Below are 12,929 nucleotides of genomic sequence, written 5' to 3' on the forward strand. Positions count from 1 at the left end.
GCAATGACGCGTCGCCCGAAACGCATCGACAATGGCGGGCCGCCTCTTGACGACTATGAGGGGCCGCCATGGGGCAAGGGCGACGCCTACATCTTCCTTGCCTGGCAGGCAGCCCACGCCAAAGCCTGGAAAGCGCCCGGCCGTGACGTCATGTTGATGCGGCTGGACAAGGCCGAGCGGCTGGGCCTGACCTATGAGGAATACACGCTCGAACTGCTGGAGCGCGGGCGGCATCTGCAGGAAGAAGATGCGGAGCGCATCGCAGAAATTCGTCGGGCCAGGAGGCGAAGGCGTGTCAACCTTTCCGACTGACGGCAGCGACGATCGCGACTTCACAGACGTTTCATCTTGTTCAAGGATCAGCGCACGCATGAGTTCCATCGAAATCAAGGCTCTGACACAAACTGCGGAAACGCACGCAATGCTGGTCGATATGCTGATCGAGACGGTTGCGGCCGGTGGATCGGTCAGTTTCATGCATCCGCTGGCGCCGGGCGCGGCAGGTGCCTTCTGGAGGAAGTCGCTTATTGCGGCTGCAAGGGGCGAAAGAGCTGTGCTCGGCGCCTGGGACGGCGAGGCTCTGGTCGGCACCGTTACCTTGCTGCTCGACTGTCCCCCCAACCAGCCGCACCGGGCCGAGATCGCCAAGCTGATGACCCGCGTCGACCATCGCGGCAAAGGCGTGGCCACCCGCCTGATGCGGGCGGCCGAAAGCCTCGCCGTCGAGAAGGGCCGCACACTGCTGGTCCTGGATACAGCGACAGAGGAGGGCGCTTCCGGTCTCTATGACAGGTTGGGCTTCACGCTTGCCGGTGAGATACCGGACTATGCATTGAAGCCGCATGGTGGACTTACCGGTACCCTTATCTACTGGAAGCGCATCGGCCAGTGCCGGTGACAGCCCGAATTTCTATCCCGTGTGGTGGACCTCCTGCAGCCCGTAGACCGGCGTCGCGATGCCCTCGTGCCGTGCTTTCAACTGCAGCGACAGGAACTGCGAATAGTGGCGTGACTGGTGCAGATTGCCGCCATGGAACCAGAGTGCTTCCTGTTGCGTCGGCTTCCACATGTTGCGCTGTTCGCCCTCCCAAGGACCGGGATCCTTGGTGGTGTTCGAGCCGAGACCCCAGCACTTCCCGACCTTGTCGGCGACCTCTTTCGAGATCAGCTCCGCCGCCCAGCCGTTCATCGAACCGTAGCCGGTGGCATAGACGACGACATCGGCCGGCAGTTCGGTGCCGTCGCTGAGCAGGACCGAATGTTCCCTGATCTCGGTCACGCCGACGCCGCTCTTCAGCTTGATGGCGCCGTCGATGATGAGCTGTGAGGCGCCGATATCGATATAGTAGCCGGAACCACGCCTGAGATATTTCATGAACAGGCCGGAGCCGTCTTCGCCCCAGTCGAGCATGAAGCCAGCCCTTTCCAGGCCCTCGTAGAAGGCAGCATCGCGCTCCTTCATCTTTTCGTAGAGCGGAATCTGGAATTCGTGCAGGATCTTGTAGGGCAGGGAGGCGAAGATGAGATCGGCCTTGGCCGTGGTCATGCCGTTTTGCACGGCCTGCTCCGAATAGAGCGCGCCGAGCCCGATATCCATCAGCGTGTCGGATTTGACGATATGCGTGGTCGAGCGCTGCACCATGGTGACCTCGATGCCGGCTTCCCAGAGTGCGGCGCAGATATCGTGCGCGGAATTGTTCGAACCGACGACGACGACCTTCTTGCCAACGTAGCCGTCCGGACCGGGATGTTTGGCAGAATGGTGCTGATCACCTTTGAAATTCTCCATGCCCTTGAACCTCGGGATGTTGGGCCGGCCAGACATGCCGGTGGCCAGCACCAGCTGCTTCGGCTTCAGCGTTATGTCCTTGCCATCGCGATGGACGACGACCGTCCATTCCTTTTTCTCGTCGTCATAGGCGGCGCTCTTGGCCTCGGTGGAGGACCAGTAGTTCAGCTCCATGACCTTGGTGTACATTTCCAGCCAGTCGCCGATCTTGTCCTTGGGCGAGAAGACCGGCCAGTTCCTCGGGAAGTCGATATAGGGCAGATGATCGTACCAGACCGGGTCGTGCAGGCAGAGCGACTTGTAGCGCCTGCGCCATGAATCGCCGGCACGCTCGTTCTTCTCGACGATGATGGTCGGCACGCCGAGTTGCCTCAGCCGGGCACCGAGTGCGATGCCGCCCTGGCCGCCGCCGATGACAAGCGTGTAGGGCTGACTGACAAAGCCAAGTTCGGCGGCTTCTTTCTCACGCTCCTCTTTCCAGGTCGGCCGGTTTTTTCCGTGACCATGCTTGGCGCCCAACGGCCGGGCGAAGCCGGCGGGTTCCTCATGACCCTTCAGCTCGACCATGGTGGTGAGCAGTGTCCATATCTTGCCGTTCTTCAGCCTGATATGGCCGAAGCCGCGCGCAACTTCCGTTTCGAAACTGATCCAACCTTCGAGCAGCCCGTCGCTCTCGGTGGCGTCTTCGCCCTTGGCGATCGCCCAGTTCGAAGGTCTTGTCTTCGCCAGCTGGCTCGTCAGCATGTCGTGCACCTGGTCGCGACCTTCCATGGTCTCGATGTTCCAGGTGAAGGTCACCAGGTCGCGCCAATAGCAGTCTTCCTGAAAGCACCCGACCGCCTTGTCGACGTTGCCGGCGGCAAGCGCTGCGCCGAATTGGTCGAGCAGGTCGGACAGTTTCTCGGCTGGGGCCTTGTCGAGCATCAAATTTCCTCCCGTGAAGTCCTGGTCGTTATCGCGGCTTGCCGGACCCTCCCAGCCCGGTTGACCGGAGTATCGCGGCAAACTGTGCGCCGCGTCACGTCGTCAAATAGTTTGGCGTGGTTTCAATGGCTTATCGGGCCGATCGCGGAGCTTTGTACTGCCGGCGATCGTACCGGAGCGGTGTCTTGTGGCAAAAATAGCTGGCTCGATGCGATGATGGACAACCGGCGCGTCTGATACGGCCGGGTTCAAAGCCTTTTGGCGTCGTGCACATTCCCCGTTGACAGCGGCGCAAAACCAATTCTATTGTCCGCCACCATGAAAACGGCACTCATTCTCGTAGTAGGAAAGCGCGTGGGCAAGGCGGTGTAACCGCCGGGCGAAAACCTCCCATGCGCAGACACAGGCTCCCTCGGGGGCCTTTTTTATTGCCCGAAACACGACTAAACGACCAGCAATCGCCCGATGGCGGACAGTACGGGACCAGACCGATGAGCAGTGGACGGAACGAACGGCGCGAAATGCCAAGAACCGAAATGACTGGCGCCGAAATGGTGGTGCAGGCGCTGAAGGACAATGGCGTCAAGCATGTTTTCGGCTATCCGGGCGGCGCGGTTCTCCCGATCTATGATGAAATCTTCCAACAGGACGAGGTCGAGCACATCCTCGTCCGTCACGAGCAAGGCGCGGGTCATGCGGCGGAGGGCTATGCGCGCTCGACCGGCCAGGCCGGCGTCATGCTGGTGACATCGGGGCCGGGAGCCACCAACGCGGTGACGCCGTTGCAGGATGCGCTGATGGATTCGATCCCGCTGGTCTGCCTGACCGGTCAGGTGCCGACCTCGCTGATAGGCTCGGACGCGTTCCAGGAGTGCGACACGATCGGCATCACGCGCCCCTGCACCAAACACAATTGGCTGGTGAAGGATGTCAACGAGCTCGCGGCAATCATCCACGAGGCCTTCCACGTCGCGACGACAGGACGCCCCGGTCCGGTCGTCGTCGATATCCCGAAGGACGTGCAGTTCGCCAAGGGCATCTATGTGCCGCCACAGACGGCGCCGCGCACGAGCTATCAGCCTAAGGTCCAGGGCGATCTGGAAAAGATCAAGGCGGCGGTCGAGCTGATGGCCAACGCCAAAAGGCCGATCCTCTATACCGGCGGCGGTGTCATCAATTCCGGCCCGGAAGCCAGCCATTTGCTGCGCGAGCTGGTCGACCTAACCGGCTTCCCGATCACCTCGACGCTGATGGGCCTTGGCGCCTATCCGGCTTCGGGCAAGAACTGGATGGGCATGCTCGGCATGCACGGCACCTATGAAGCCAACATGGCGATGCATGATTGCGACGTCATGATCTGCATCGGCGCGCGCTTCGACGACCGCATCACCGGCCGGCTCACCGCGTTCTCGCCGAACTCGAAGAAGATCCATATCGATATCGATCCGTCGTCGATCAACAAGAACGTCCATACCGATGTGCCTATTATCGGCGATGTCGGCCGGGTGCTGGAGGATCTGGTGCGGCTGTGGCGTGCGACCGCCAAGGCCGACAAGAAGGCGCTGCACCCGTGGTGGGAGCAGATCACGAAATGGCGGGCTCGGGATTCGCTTGCCTACAAGATGAACCACGATGTGATCATGCCGCAATATGCCGTCCAGCGGCTCTACGCGCTGACCAAGGACATGGACACCTACATCACCACCGAGGTCGGCCAGCACCAGATGTGGGCGGCGCAGCACTATCATTTCGAGAAGCCGAATCGCTGGATGACCTCCGGCGGGCTCGGCACGATGGGCTACGGCCTGCCCGCGGCGCTCGGTGTGCAGATCGCGCACCCGGATGCGCTGGTCATAGACATTGCCGGCGACGCCTCTGTGCAGATGACGATGCAGGAGATGAGTGCCGCGGTGCAGCACGAAGCGCCAATCAAGATCTTCATCCTCAACAACCAGTATATGGGCATGGTGCGGCAGTGGCAGCAGCTTCTGCACGGCAACCGGCTGTCGCATTCCTACACCGAAGCGATGCCGGATTTCGTCAAGCTTGCCGAAGCCTATGGCGCCCACGGCATTCGCTGCGAGAAGCCGGACGAACTGGACGACGCAATCAAGGAAATGATTTCGGTGAAGAAGCCGGTGATTTTCGACTGCCGGGTGGCGACACTTGCCAACTGCTTCCCGATGATCCCGTCGGGCAAGGCGCATAACGAGATGCTTCTGCCTGACGAGGCGACGGACGAGGCGGTGGCCAACGCCATCGACGCCAAGGGCAGGGAACTGGTGTAACGCCTAACGCTCAAACCGAGGCAGGGCTGTCGGAAGAAGCAGTGTGGAAACAGAAAAACAGTTCAAAAGTTTGAAATCGAGATTCATGTCATGAACGCACAGCTTCAACCGACCGGCTCGGCCTACTTCATCGCCAAGGAAACTGAAAAGCCGGAGACTCACACGCTGTCCGTGCTGGTCGATAATGAGCCGGGCGTGCTTGCCCGGGTCATCGGCCTGTTTTCCGGGCGCGGCTACAATATCGAGAGCCTGACGGTCTCCGAAACCGAACATGAGAAGCATCTGTCGCGCATCACCATCGTGACGCGCGGCACGCCGCATGTGCTGGAGCAGATCAAGCACCAGCTCGAGCGCATCGTGCCGGTGCACCGTGTCGTCGATCTCACCGTGCGCTCGCACGAGCTCGGCCAGGAACGGCCGCTGGAGCGAGAACTCGCGCTGGTGAAAGTGGCCGGCACCGGCGAAGGCCGCGTCGAGGCGCTGAGGCTGGCCGATGCCTTCCGCGCCAGCGTCATCGACGCCAACACTGAGCATTTCATCTTCGAGATCACCGGCAAAGGCTCCAAGATCGACCAGTTCATCGCCATCATGAAACCGCTCGGCCTGGTCGAAATCTGCCGCACCGGCGTGGCGGCGTTGAACCGCGGCCCGCAAGGGATGTGATCATCCGGCGCTTTGGGTCCAGTGCTCTGGCACCGCCCGTATTTATTCTGTCGGCTTGATCCTGACCTTCTGGCCCGGCTGCCGCCGCGAGGTGGCCTTTGTGCGTCTGAGGTAAAAGGACAATATTGCTGACCTGCTTGGGAGAAGCCAATGACCCTCGATGCGTTCCTTGCCTTGCTGGTCTATGCCTTCGTGACCTCGATCACTCCTGGTCCGAACAACTTCATGCTTCTGGCTTCCGGCGTGAATTTCGGTTTCGCCAAAACCATTCCGCACATGCTGGGCATCAGCATCGGCTTCCTCGTGCTGTTGCTTGCCGTCGGCTTCGGGCTGGGCGCGGTGCTGACTGCGTTTCCGGTGCTGCACACCGGATTGAAGATCGCGGGCGGCGTCTACCTGCTCTATCTCGCCTCGAAGATCGCCGTGTCGCGTTCGCTCAGCAGCAAGGGCGAGGCCAAGTCGCGACCGATGCGGTTCATCGATGCGGCAGCGTTCCAGTGGGTCAATCCCAAGGCGTGGGTGATGGCGATCACCGGCATGGCCGTCTATGCCATTCCGGAGCATCCGTTTCTCTCGGTGGCGTTGATCTCGATAGCCTTCACCGTCGTCAATTTGCCGAGTGTTTCGGTGTGGGCAGGCTTCGGCATGGCGCTGCGCGGTTTTCTGTCGGACCCGGTGCGGCTTAAATGGTTCAACATCGCCATGGGCGTGCTGCTGGCAGCGACACTGTGGCCGATGCTGCGGTAGTTGTCGCTTTGTTGTGCACTGCCTTCGGCGCCTTCTATTCTATTTGGTGAAACCGCGGCACGAGGCTGCGAGTTACACCAGATATGACCACCGAACCACGGCGTGTCGAAGGCTTCTTGACGTTGCAAGGCGAGCCGCAGAGGGCGGCAGCGGAATAGAAGCCGCAAGGTCGTCGGTGCGCCCGATGTCTGCTGGCCCAAGCCGTGGCGCTTGCGGTGGAATGCTTGCAGCCGTAATTTACGGCCATGTCCCATAACCACGACAACGAACTTGATCCTTTTGCCGCCCGGGTGCGCGCGCTGGAGACGATCCTCACCCAGAAAGGGCTGATCGATCCGGCCGCGATCGACGTGATCGTCGACACCTATGAGACAAAAATCGGTCCGCGCAACGGCGCCAAGGTGGTGGCGAAGGCGTGGGTCGAGCCTGACTTTGCCGCCTGGCTGAAACGCGACGCGACGGCGGCGATCGGTTCACTCGGCTACACCGGCCGGCAAGGCGAGCACATGCAGGCGGTGTTCAACACGGCGGACACGCACAACCTCGTCGTTTGCACGCTGTGCTCCTGCTACCCGTGGTCGGTGCTCGGCCTGCCGCCTGTCTGGTACAAGGCGCCGCCCTATCGTTCGCGCGCGGTCATAGATCCGCGCGGCGTGCTCGAGGAATTCGGGCTGATCTTGCCGGCAACGACAAAGATCCGGGTGTGGGATTCTACCGCCGAGCTGCGTTACCTGGTCGTGCCGATGCGGCCGAAGGGCACCGATGGCTGGAGCGAGGAGCTGCTGGCGGATCTGGTGACGCGCGACGCGATGATCGGCACCGGACTGGCGCGGGAGCCGGCATGAACGGGCCGCAGGATCTTGGCGGGCAGATGGGGTTCGGGCCGGTCGCAGCCGAAAAGGACGAACCCTATTTCCATGCCGCCTGGGAAAGGCGGGCGCTTGGCGTGACCTTGTGCGCCGGCGCCATGGGCGCCTGGACCATCGACGAGAGCCGGCATGCGCGGGAATCGCTGCATCCCGCCGACTATTATGGCTCCAGCTACTACGAGATCTGGATCAAGGCGCTCGAAACCTTGCTGAAGCGGCATGGTTTTGTCAGCGACCGTGATCTGGCCGCGGGCAAGGCGGTCGATCCTGCCGCGACGCCAAAGCGGGTGCTGAGGGCCGAAAACGTGCGTGATGTGTTGGCTAAGGGCGGCCCCTGCGACCGGCCGGTTGCCACACCGGCGCGGTTCAAGGCTGGCGACCTCGTGCGGACGAAGAATTTCCATCCGGCCGGCCACACAAGGCTGCCGCGCTACGCACGCGGCAAGCAGGGCGCCGTCGAGGCGGTGCGCGATGGATTTGTGTTCCCCGACACCAATGCGCATGGCCAGGGCGAAAACCCGCAATGGGTCTATACCATAGTTTTTGACGGCGCGGAGATCTGGGGCGAGGGCGCCGACCCGACGCTGACCGTGTCGATTGACGCCTGGGAGAGCTATCTTGAGCCGGCGTGAGGCGAAATCGGGCGCTGCCACGCTGCCTGCTGGCGTCGATGCGCCGGTCTTCGCCGAGCCATGGCAAGCGGAGGCCTTCGCCATGACGGTCGCCCTGCACGACAAGGGCCTGTTTTCCTGGAGCGAATGGGCGGACGCCTTGTCCGTGGAGGTCAAGAAACCGCGTGCCGCCAGCGATGGCCACGATTATTACGAGCACTGGCTGGCGGCGCTGGAAAATCTGCTGTCGGCCAAAGGCGTCGCCGGCAAGGACGACGTCGATGCGCTCGCTGCCGCGTGGGAACGCGCCGCGCATGCAACGCCGCATGGCAAGCCGATCCTGCTCGAGAACGATCCCAGCCCGACCGAAGGTCGTGGCAGCCCGACCGGCTAGGTCGTGGCGGCTCGACTTCGTTCTCTTTACGTTCCGACCTCTGCCTGATAGTTTGCGTCATTGGCGGTGCGGCCCGCTGTCGACGAACTTGGTTAGTGGCCAGCGGCCTTGTCTTTCCCTCGCGAATCCGGTCTCTCGCGCTGATGGAATTCTCTCCTCAACAGGACGATGCGCTGAAAGCGGTCGCCACCTGGCTCAAGGCCGGAAAACCGCAGCTCTTCCGGCTGTTCGGCTATGCCGGCACCGGCAAGACGACGCTGGCGCGCTATTTCGCCGAACATGTCGACGGCCAGGTGCAATTCGCAGCCTTCACCGGCAAGGCGGCGCAGGTGCTCCGTTCCAAGGGCGCAGTCAATGCCCGCACCATCCATTCGCTGATCTACCGGCCGAAGGGCGAGGAATCGGTAGCGGATGAGGTGACCGGCAAGACCTCGATATCGCCGACCTTTTCGCTCAACCGGCAAAGCCCGATCTCGCGGGCCAAGCTCGTCGTCATCGACGAATGTTCGATGGTCGACGAGCAGCTTGGCCGCGACCTGATGAGTTTCGGCACGCCGATCCTTGTTCTCGGCGATCCCGGCCAGCTGCCGCCGATCTCGGGCGGCGGCTTCTTCACCGAGCATGAGCCGGATATTCTGCTCACCGAAATCCACCGGCAGGCGCGCGACAACCCGATCATCCGGCTGGCGCTCGACGTGCGCGAGGGGCGCGAATTCATGCGCGGCGATTATGGCACGGCGCAGGTGATCGGCAAGGAAGACGTCACCCAGGAACTGGTGCTGAAGGCGGACCAGGTGCTGGTCGGCACCAACAGGACGCGGCGTCGCTATAATCAGCGGCTGCGCGAGCTGAAGGGATTCAATGCCGACTACCCTCAGGCTGGCGACAAGCTCGTCTGCCTGCGTAACGACCCGGCCAAGGGATTGCTCAACGGCTCGCTGTGGAAGGTAATGACCTCGTCGCGCGAGACGGTGAAACCCGGCATCAATTTGCTGGTCTCACCGGAGGAGGACGATCCGGACCGCGGCGTCGCCAAGATCAAGCTGCTCAAGGCGGCGTTCGAGGATCCGGACGCCGACATTCCCTGGCAGCAGAAAAAGCGCTTCGACGATTTCGACTACGGCTACGCGCTGACCGTGCACAAGTCGCAAGGCTCGCAGTGGAACGAGATCGTGCTTTTCGACGAAAGCTGGGCGTTCAAAGAAACCCGCCAGCGCTGGCTGTACACCGCAATCACGCGCGCGGCCGAACGGCTGACGATTGTCAGATAGGCCGATCGAGCAACCCGGGACTGCGTCAGCGTGGGGCGAGCGGTCTGGCGCCGAGCCATTCCCAGGCGGATGCTTCGTCCTCTGCCTCGAAATGCCTGAGGTCGGCGGGCGAGGAAGCAGGCAGCAAGCTCTGCGCGCTGGGTACCCAATTCGGCTCGCCGACCGCCGCACAGCGGCCGACATGCTCCACGGCATGGGCCGTGCCCTGTTCAAGCGTTTCGTCCGAGACATCGGCCCAATCGACGCCATCATGGTCGACGAGGCGCACCAACACGTCGATTTTCGGGTGCAGCGCGTAAGCCGCCTCCAGCAAACCGAACAGGTTTTCCGCATCGGCCGCCGTGACATGGCCGACGACGTCGATGGCGAACAGGTCGTCGCGGTCGGTGTCGATGCGGCGAACCGCCGGCACGGCTTCAAGATAATTCACAGGTCTTCCTCTTGCTGGATATTATACGTCCCTCTGGAACACCGGAAACCCCCTGTCTGTTCCCGCCAAAGGCGGTATAGAGGGCCGCAAATACATCCGGATCCGAGAAGCCATGCCTGCAAAACTCTCCGTCAATCTCAATGCCATCGCCATGCTGCGCAACCGGCGCGACCTGCCGTGGCCAAGCGTCACCGGGCTCGGACGCATCGCCCTTGCCGCGGGCGCGCATGGGCTGACAGTGCATCCGCGGCCCGACGAGCGGCACACCAGGCATTCCGACCTGCCGGAGATCAGGGCGCTGATCGACGACGAATTCCCCCAGGCGGAGTTCAACATCGAGGGCTATCCGAGCGAGGATTTCCTGGCGCTTGTGGAAAAGCACCAGCCGGAGCAGGTGACGCTGGTGCCCGACGACCCTGCCCAGGCCACCTCCGACCATGGCTGGAACTTCGCCGCCGAGGCGGCGTTCCTGACACCGATCGTCAAACGCCTGAAAAAGGGGGGCTTTCGCGTGTCGTTGTTTTCCGACCCGGATCCGGCAGGCATGAAGGCCGCGCGCGACACCGGCGCCGACCGGATCGAGCTCTACACCGGGCCGTATGGCAGCTATCATTCCGATTCGGCAAAAGCGGCGAAGGAGCTGGAAAGATTGGGAAAAACCGCCGATGCCGCGCTTGCCGCCGGGCTTCAGGTCAATGCCGGGCATGATCTGGTGGTGAACAACCTGCCGGCATTGGCAAAGCGCATCCCGGCATTGGCCGAAGTGTCGATCGGACATGGGTTGACAGCCGATGCGTTGGAGTATGGCATGGCCGGTACGGTCAAAAGATTTCTGAAGGCCTGTGGGTGGTAGGGATGGAAGCCTCGCTTTGCGGACATGGCAGCCATCACGTTGGGGCACTTGATATCGCATCGCAGCAAGCGTAGAGCACCGCGCGCTTATCGGAGTGTCGTCCATGGCCCTTACCAACAGTGGTAGTGAGGCAGAACCAGTCGAACAATCAAGCCATCCTGAGGTCGAAAAGCACAGCACCAAGGTTTTGATGCTGGGCGCGCTGGGCGTTGTCTACGGCGACATCGGCACCAGCCCGATCTATGCGCTTCGCGAAGCCCTGCATGCTTCATCCGGCACCGATCCGCGCAGTGCCGTTCTGGGCATTCTGTCATTGATCGTCTGGGCACTGACGATAATCGTGACAATCAAATATGTCGCCTTCGTGCTTCGGGCGGATAACAAGGGTGAAGGCGGTACCCTGTCGCTTATGGCGCTGGCCCGGAAAGCTTATCCGGCTGGTTCCAGCATCATTCTTGGCATTGGTCTCTGCGGAGCCGCACTGTTTTTCGGCGACGCGATCATAACGCCGGCCATCTCGGTGCTTTCGGCGGTGGAAGGCCTGAGCGTCGTGACCCCGGCGTTCGATCCGTACGTAGTTCCCATTACATTGGTGATTCTTGCCGTCTTGTTTGCCGTGCAGCGCTTCGGAACCGGTAGAGTGGCCTCCGTTTTCGGGCCGGTGACGGGGCTCTGGTTTCTGGCGATCGGCATTGCCGGATTGGTGCACATTCTTGACGATGTCTCGGTACTCCTGGCAATCAACCCCTATTATGCAGTCGTCTACCTTGCCGAAGCCAAAGCGGGTGCATTTCTCACCGTCGGCGCGGTTTTTCTGGCGGTTACCGGTGCTGAAGCGCTTTACGTCGATCTCGGGCACTTCGGTCGCCGTCCAATCGTGCTAGCCTGGTTCTGGATCGTCTTCCCCTGCCTGCTGCTCAGCTATTTTGGGCAAGGCGCATTCGTTCTTGCTCACGGGGGGCTGCCCGACAATCCGTTTTTCCAGATGCTGCCAGATTGGGCACTGATACCGATGGTCGGGCTCGCAACGGCAGCGACGGTCATTGCCAGTCAAGCCGTTATCTCCGGGGCGTTTTCGCTGACCAGGCAGGCGGTGCAGCTCAATCTTCTGCCCAGAATTGAAGTTCAGCATACCTCCGAGATGCAACTCGGCCAAATTTACATGCCACGCGTGAATCTCATTCTCGCGCTCGGCGTAATGCTGCTCGTCGTCGGCTTTGGCAGTTCGAGTTCGCTCGCTTCCGCCTATGGAATTTCGGTGACAGGCGAAATGCTGATGACGACTATTTTGCTGTTCGTGGTGATGCGGTGGCAATGGAAATGGCAGACCACGCTCGCTGCGGCGCTGGCGCTGCTCTTTGGCACGATAGACACCGGCTTCTTCCTGGCAAATATTGCGAAATTCATCGAAGGCGGATGGGTTTCAATCGCTGTTGCCTGCATCATGGGGCTGATCATGGGGACCTGGATACGCGGGAGTCGCTATCTCTTCGACAAGACGCGCAGGAACGAGATTCCGCTCGATTTCCTTGCCGGCAATTTGTTGAAGAAGAAACCGCAGTTGGTGTCCGGTACGGCCGTGTTCCTGACCAGCGATCCCGTCAGCGCGCCAACCGCGCTGATGCACAGCCTGAAGCATTATAAGGTGCTGCACGAACAGAACGTCATCCTCTCGGTGGTGACGGCGCAGCAGCCCATGGTGCCCGATAGCGAGCGGGTCAAGATGGAAACGATCAACGAGCTGTTCATGCGGGTGACGCTGACCTTCGGCTACATGGAACAGCCCAACATCCCGCGCGCGCTGGCGATCTGCCGCAAGCAGGGCTGGAAGTTCGACATCATGACGACCTCCTTCTTCCTGTCGCGGCGCTCGCTCAAGGCGTCACCCAACTCCGGCATGCCGGTGTGGCAGGACAAGCTGTTCATCGGGTTGGCGCGCACGGCAGCGGATGCGACGGAGTATTTTCAGATCCCGACCGGACGTGTGGTTGAGATCGGAACGCAGGTGGCTATCTAGGGCATGCCGATATTCAGGTGAAGCCGGCCTGCGAACGGCGGGTTCCTGCGCTTCCGGTGCTCACGTACCCGAA

At 61.6% G+C, this 12,929-nt stretch carries 13 protein-coding genes; 11 read left to right on the plus strand and 2 right to left on the minus strand.

Annotated elements, in window-relative coordinates; translation table 11 throughout:
* Positions 1 to 3 precede the first annotated feature (3 nt).
* Together AC0L3L_RS04560 and AC0L3L_RS04565 are read left to right on the plus strand one after the other, a co-directional pair.
* Positions 4 to 312: a hypothetical protein gene (locus AC0L3L_RS04560; RefSeq protein ID WP_473636705.1), complete on the plus strand. Its 309-nt coding sequence runs from the start codon at positions 4 to 6 to the stop codon at positions 310 to 312.
* Positions 313 to 370: 58 nt separating this feature from the next.
* Positions 371 to 898, plus strand: coding sequence for a GNAT family N-acetyltransferase (locus AC0L3L_RS04565; RefSeq protein ID WP_123151911.1), 528 nt, complete (start codon positions 371 to 373; stop codon positions 896 to 898).
* A 12-nt stretch (positions 899 to 910) separates the two neighbouring features.
* Here the strand turns inward: AC0L3L_RS04565 and AC0L3L_RS04570 are convergent, their stop codons facing one another.
* Positions 911 to 2,713 carry an NAD(P)-binding domain-containing protein gene (locus AC0L3L_RS04570; protein ID WP_473636706.1) on the minus strand — a complete coding sequence of 601 codons (1,803 nt, stop codon included), beginning with the start codon at positions 2,711 to 2,713 and terminating at the stop codon, positions 911 to 913.
* A gap of 491 nt (positions 2,714 to 3,204) precedes the next feature.
* On the opposite strand from AC0L3L_RS04570, the gene AC0L3L_RS04575 reads away from it, so the two are divergent.
* The 7 genes from AC0L3L_RS04575 (at position 3,205) to AC0L3L_RS04605 (ending at position 9,556) form a co-directional block, all read left to right on the plus strand.
* Positions 3,205 to 5,001, plus strand: a complete 1,797-nt coding sequence (locus AC0L3L_RS04575) for an acetolactate synthase 3 large subunit (protein WP_473636707.1) — start codon at positions 3,205 to 3,207, stop codon at positions 4,999 to 5,001.
* Positions 5,002 to 5,091: 90 nt separating this feature from the next.
* Positions 5,092 to 5,664 carry an acetolactate synthase small subunit gene (gene ilvN / locus AC0L3L_RS04580; protein ID WP_123151908.1) on the plus strand — a complete coding sequence of 191 codons (573 nt, stop codon included), beginning with the start codon at positions 5,092 to 5,094 and terminating at the stop codon, positions 5,662 to 5,664.
* 150 nt (positions 5,665 to 5,814) lie between these two features.
* Positions 5,815 to 6,411 carry a LysE family translocator gene (locus AC0L3L_RS04585; protein ID WP_473485304.1) on the plus strand — a complete coding sequence of 199 codons (597 nt, stop codon included), beginning with the start codon at positions 5,815 to 5,817 and terminating at the stop codon, positions 6,409 to 6,411.
* 245 nt (positions 6,412 to 6,656) lie between these two features.
* Positions 6,657 to 7,256, plus strand: coding sequence for a nitrile hydratase subunit alpha (gene nthA, locus AC0L3L_RS04590; RefSeq protein ID WP_473636708.1), 600 nt, complete (start codon positions 6,657 to 6,659; stop codon positions 7,254 to 7,256).
* Positions 7,253 to 7,912 carry a nitrile hydratase subunit beta gene (gene nthB, locus AC0L3L_RS04595; protein WP_473636709.1) on the plus strand — a complete coding sequence of 220 codons (660 nt, stop codon included), beginning with the start codon at positions 7,253 to 7,255 and terminating at the stop codon, positions 7,910 to 7,912. Before nthA ends, nthB begins: the two co-directional genes overlap by 4 nt.
* Positions 7,899 to 8,285 (plus strand): nitrile hydratase accessory protein, encoded by a 387-nt coding sequence (locus AC0L3L_RS04600; protein WP_473636710.1) that lies wholly within the window; start codon positions 7,899 to 7,901, stop codon positions 8,283 to 8,285. Before nthB ends, AC0L3L_RS04600 begins: the two co-directional genes overlap by 14 nt.
* A gap of 143 nt (positions 8,286 to 8,428) precedes the next feature.
* Positions 8,429 to 9,556, plus strand: coding sequence for an ATP-dependent DNA helicase (locus AC0L3L_RS04605; RefSeq protein ID WP_292187936.1), 1,128 nt, complete (start codon positions 8,429 to 8,431; stop codon positions 9,554 to 9,556).
* 25 nt (positions 9,557 to 9,581) lie between these two features.
* Here AC0L3L_RS04605 and AC0L3L_RS04610 read toward each other — a convergent pair whose 3' ends face one another.
* Positions 9,582 to 9,986 (minus strand): SpoIIAA family protein, encoded by a 405-nt coding sequence (locus tag AC0L3L_RS04610; protein ID WP_473636711.1) that lies wholly within the window; start codon positions 9,984 to 9,986, stop codon positions 9,582 to 9,584.
* 112 nt (positions 9,987 to 10,098) lie between these two features.
* Between AC0L3L_RS04610 and AC0L3L_RS04615 the strand changes: the two genes are divergently transcribed.
* Both AC0L3L_RS04615 and AC0L3L_RS04620 read left to right on the plus strand, forming a co-directional pair.
* A complete protein-coding gene (locus AC0L3L_RS04615; RefSeq protein WP_473636712.1) occupies positions 10,099 to 10,839 on the plus strand; it encodes a pyridoxine 5'-phosphate synthase in 741 nt (246 codons plus the stop codon).
* A gap of 103 nt (positions 10,840 to 10,942) precedes the next feature.
* Positions 10,943 to 12,856, plus strand: a complete 1,914-nt coding sequence (locus AC0L3L_RS04620; protein WP_473636713.1) for a potassium transporter Kup — start codon at positions 10,943 to 10,945, stop codon at positions 12,854 to 12,856.
* Positions 12,857 to 12,929: the final 73 nt, after the last annotated feature.

The sequence above is a fragment of the Mesorhizobium sp. WSM4849 genome, assembly GCF_055811385.1.

Bases quoted from the DNA above. Each gene is read 5' to 3' on its own strand.
- AC0L3L_RS04560 (WP_473636705.1), top strand. From the start codon at position 4: ATGACGCGTCGCCCGAAACGCATCGACAATGGCGGGCCGCCTCTTGAC.
- AC0L3L_RS04565 (WP_123151911.1), top strand. From the start codon at position 371: ATGAGTTCCATCGAAATCAAGGCTCTGACACAAACTGCGGAAACGCAC.
- AC0L3L_RS04570 (WP_473636706.1), bottom strand. From the start codon at position 2,713: ATGCTCGACAAGGCCCCAGCCGAGAAACTGTCCGACCTGCTCGACCAA.
- AC0L3L_RS04575 (WP_473636707.1), top strand. From the start codon at position 3,205: ATGAGCAGTGGACGGAACGAACGGCGCGAAATGCCAAGAACCGAAATG.
- ilvN (WP_123151908.1), top strand. From the start codon at position 5,092: ATGAACGCACAGCTTCAACCGACCGGCTCGGCCTACTTCATCGCCAAG.
- AC0L3L_RS04585 (WP_473485304.1), top strand. From the start codon at position 5,815: ATGACCCTCGATGCGTTCCTTGCCTTGCTGGTCTATGCCTTCGTGACC.
- nthA (WP_473636708.1), top strand. From the start codon at position 6,657: ATGTCCCATAACCACGACAACGAACTTGATCCTTTTGCCGCCCGGGTG.
- nthB (WP_473636709.1), top strand. From the start codon at position 7,253: ATGAACGGGCCGCAGGATCTTGGCGGGCAGATGGGGTTCGGGCCGGTC.
- AC0L3L_RS04605 (WP_292187936.1), top strand. From the start codon at position 8,429: ATGGAATTCTCTCCTCAACAGGACGATGCGCTGAAAGCGGTCGCCACC.
- AC0L3L_RS04615 (WP_473636712.1), top strand. From the start codon at position 10,099: ATGCCTGCAAAACTCTCCGTCAATCTCAATGCCATCGCCATGCTGCGC.
- AC0L3L_RS04620 (WP_473636713.1), top strand. From the start codon at position 10,943: ATGGCCCTTACCAACAGTGGTAGTGAGGCAGAACCAGTCGAACAATCA.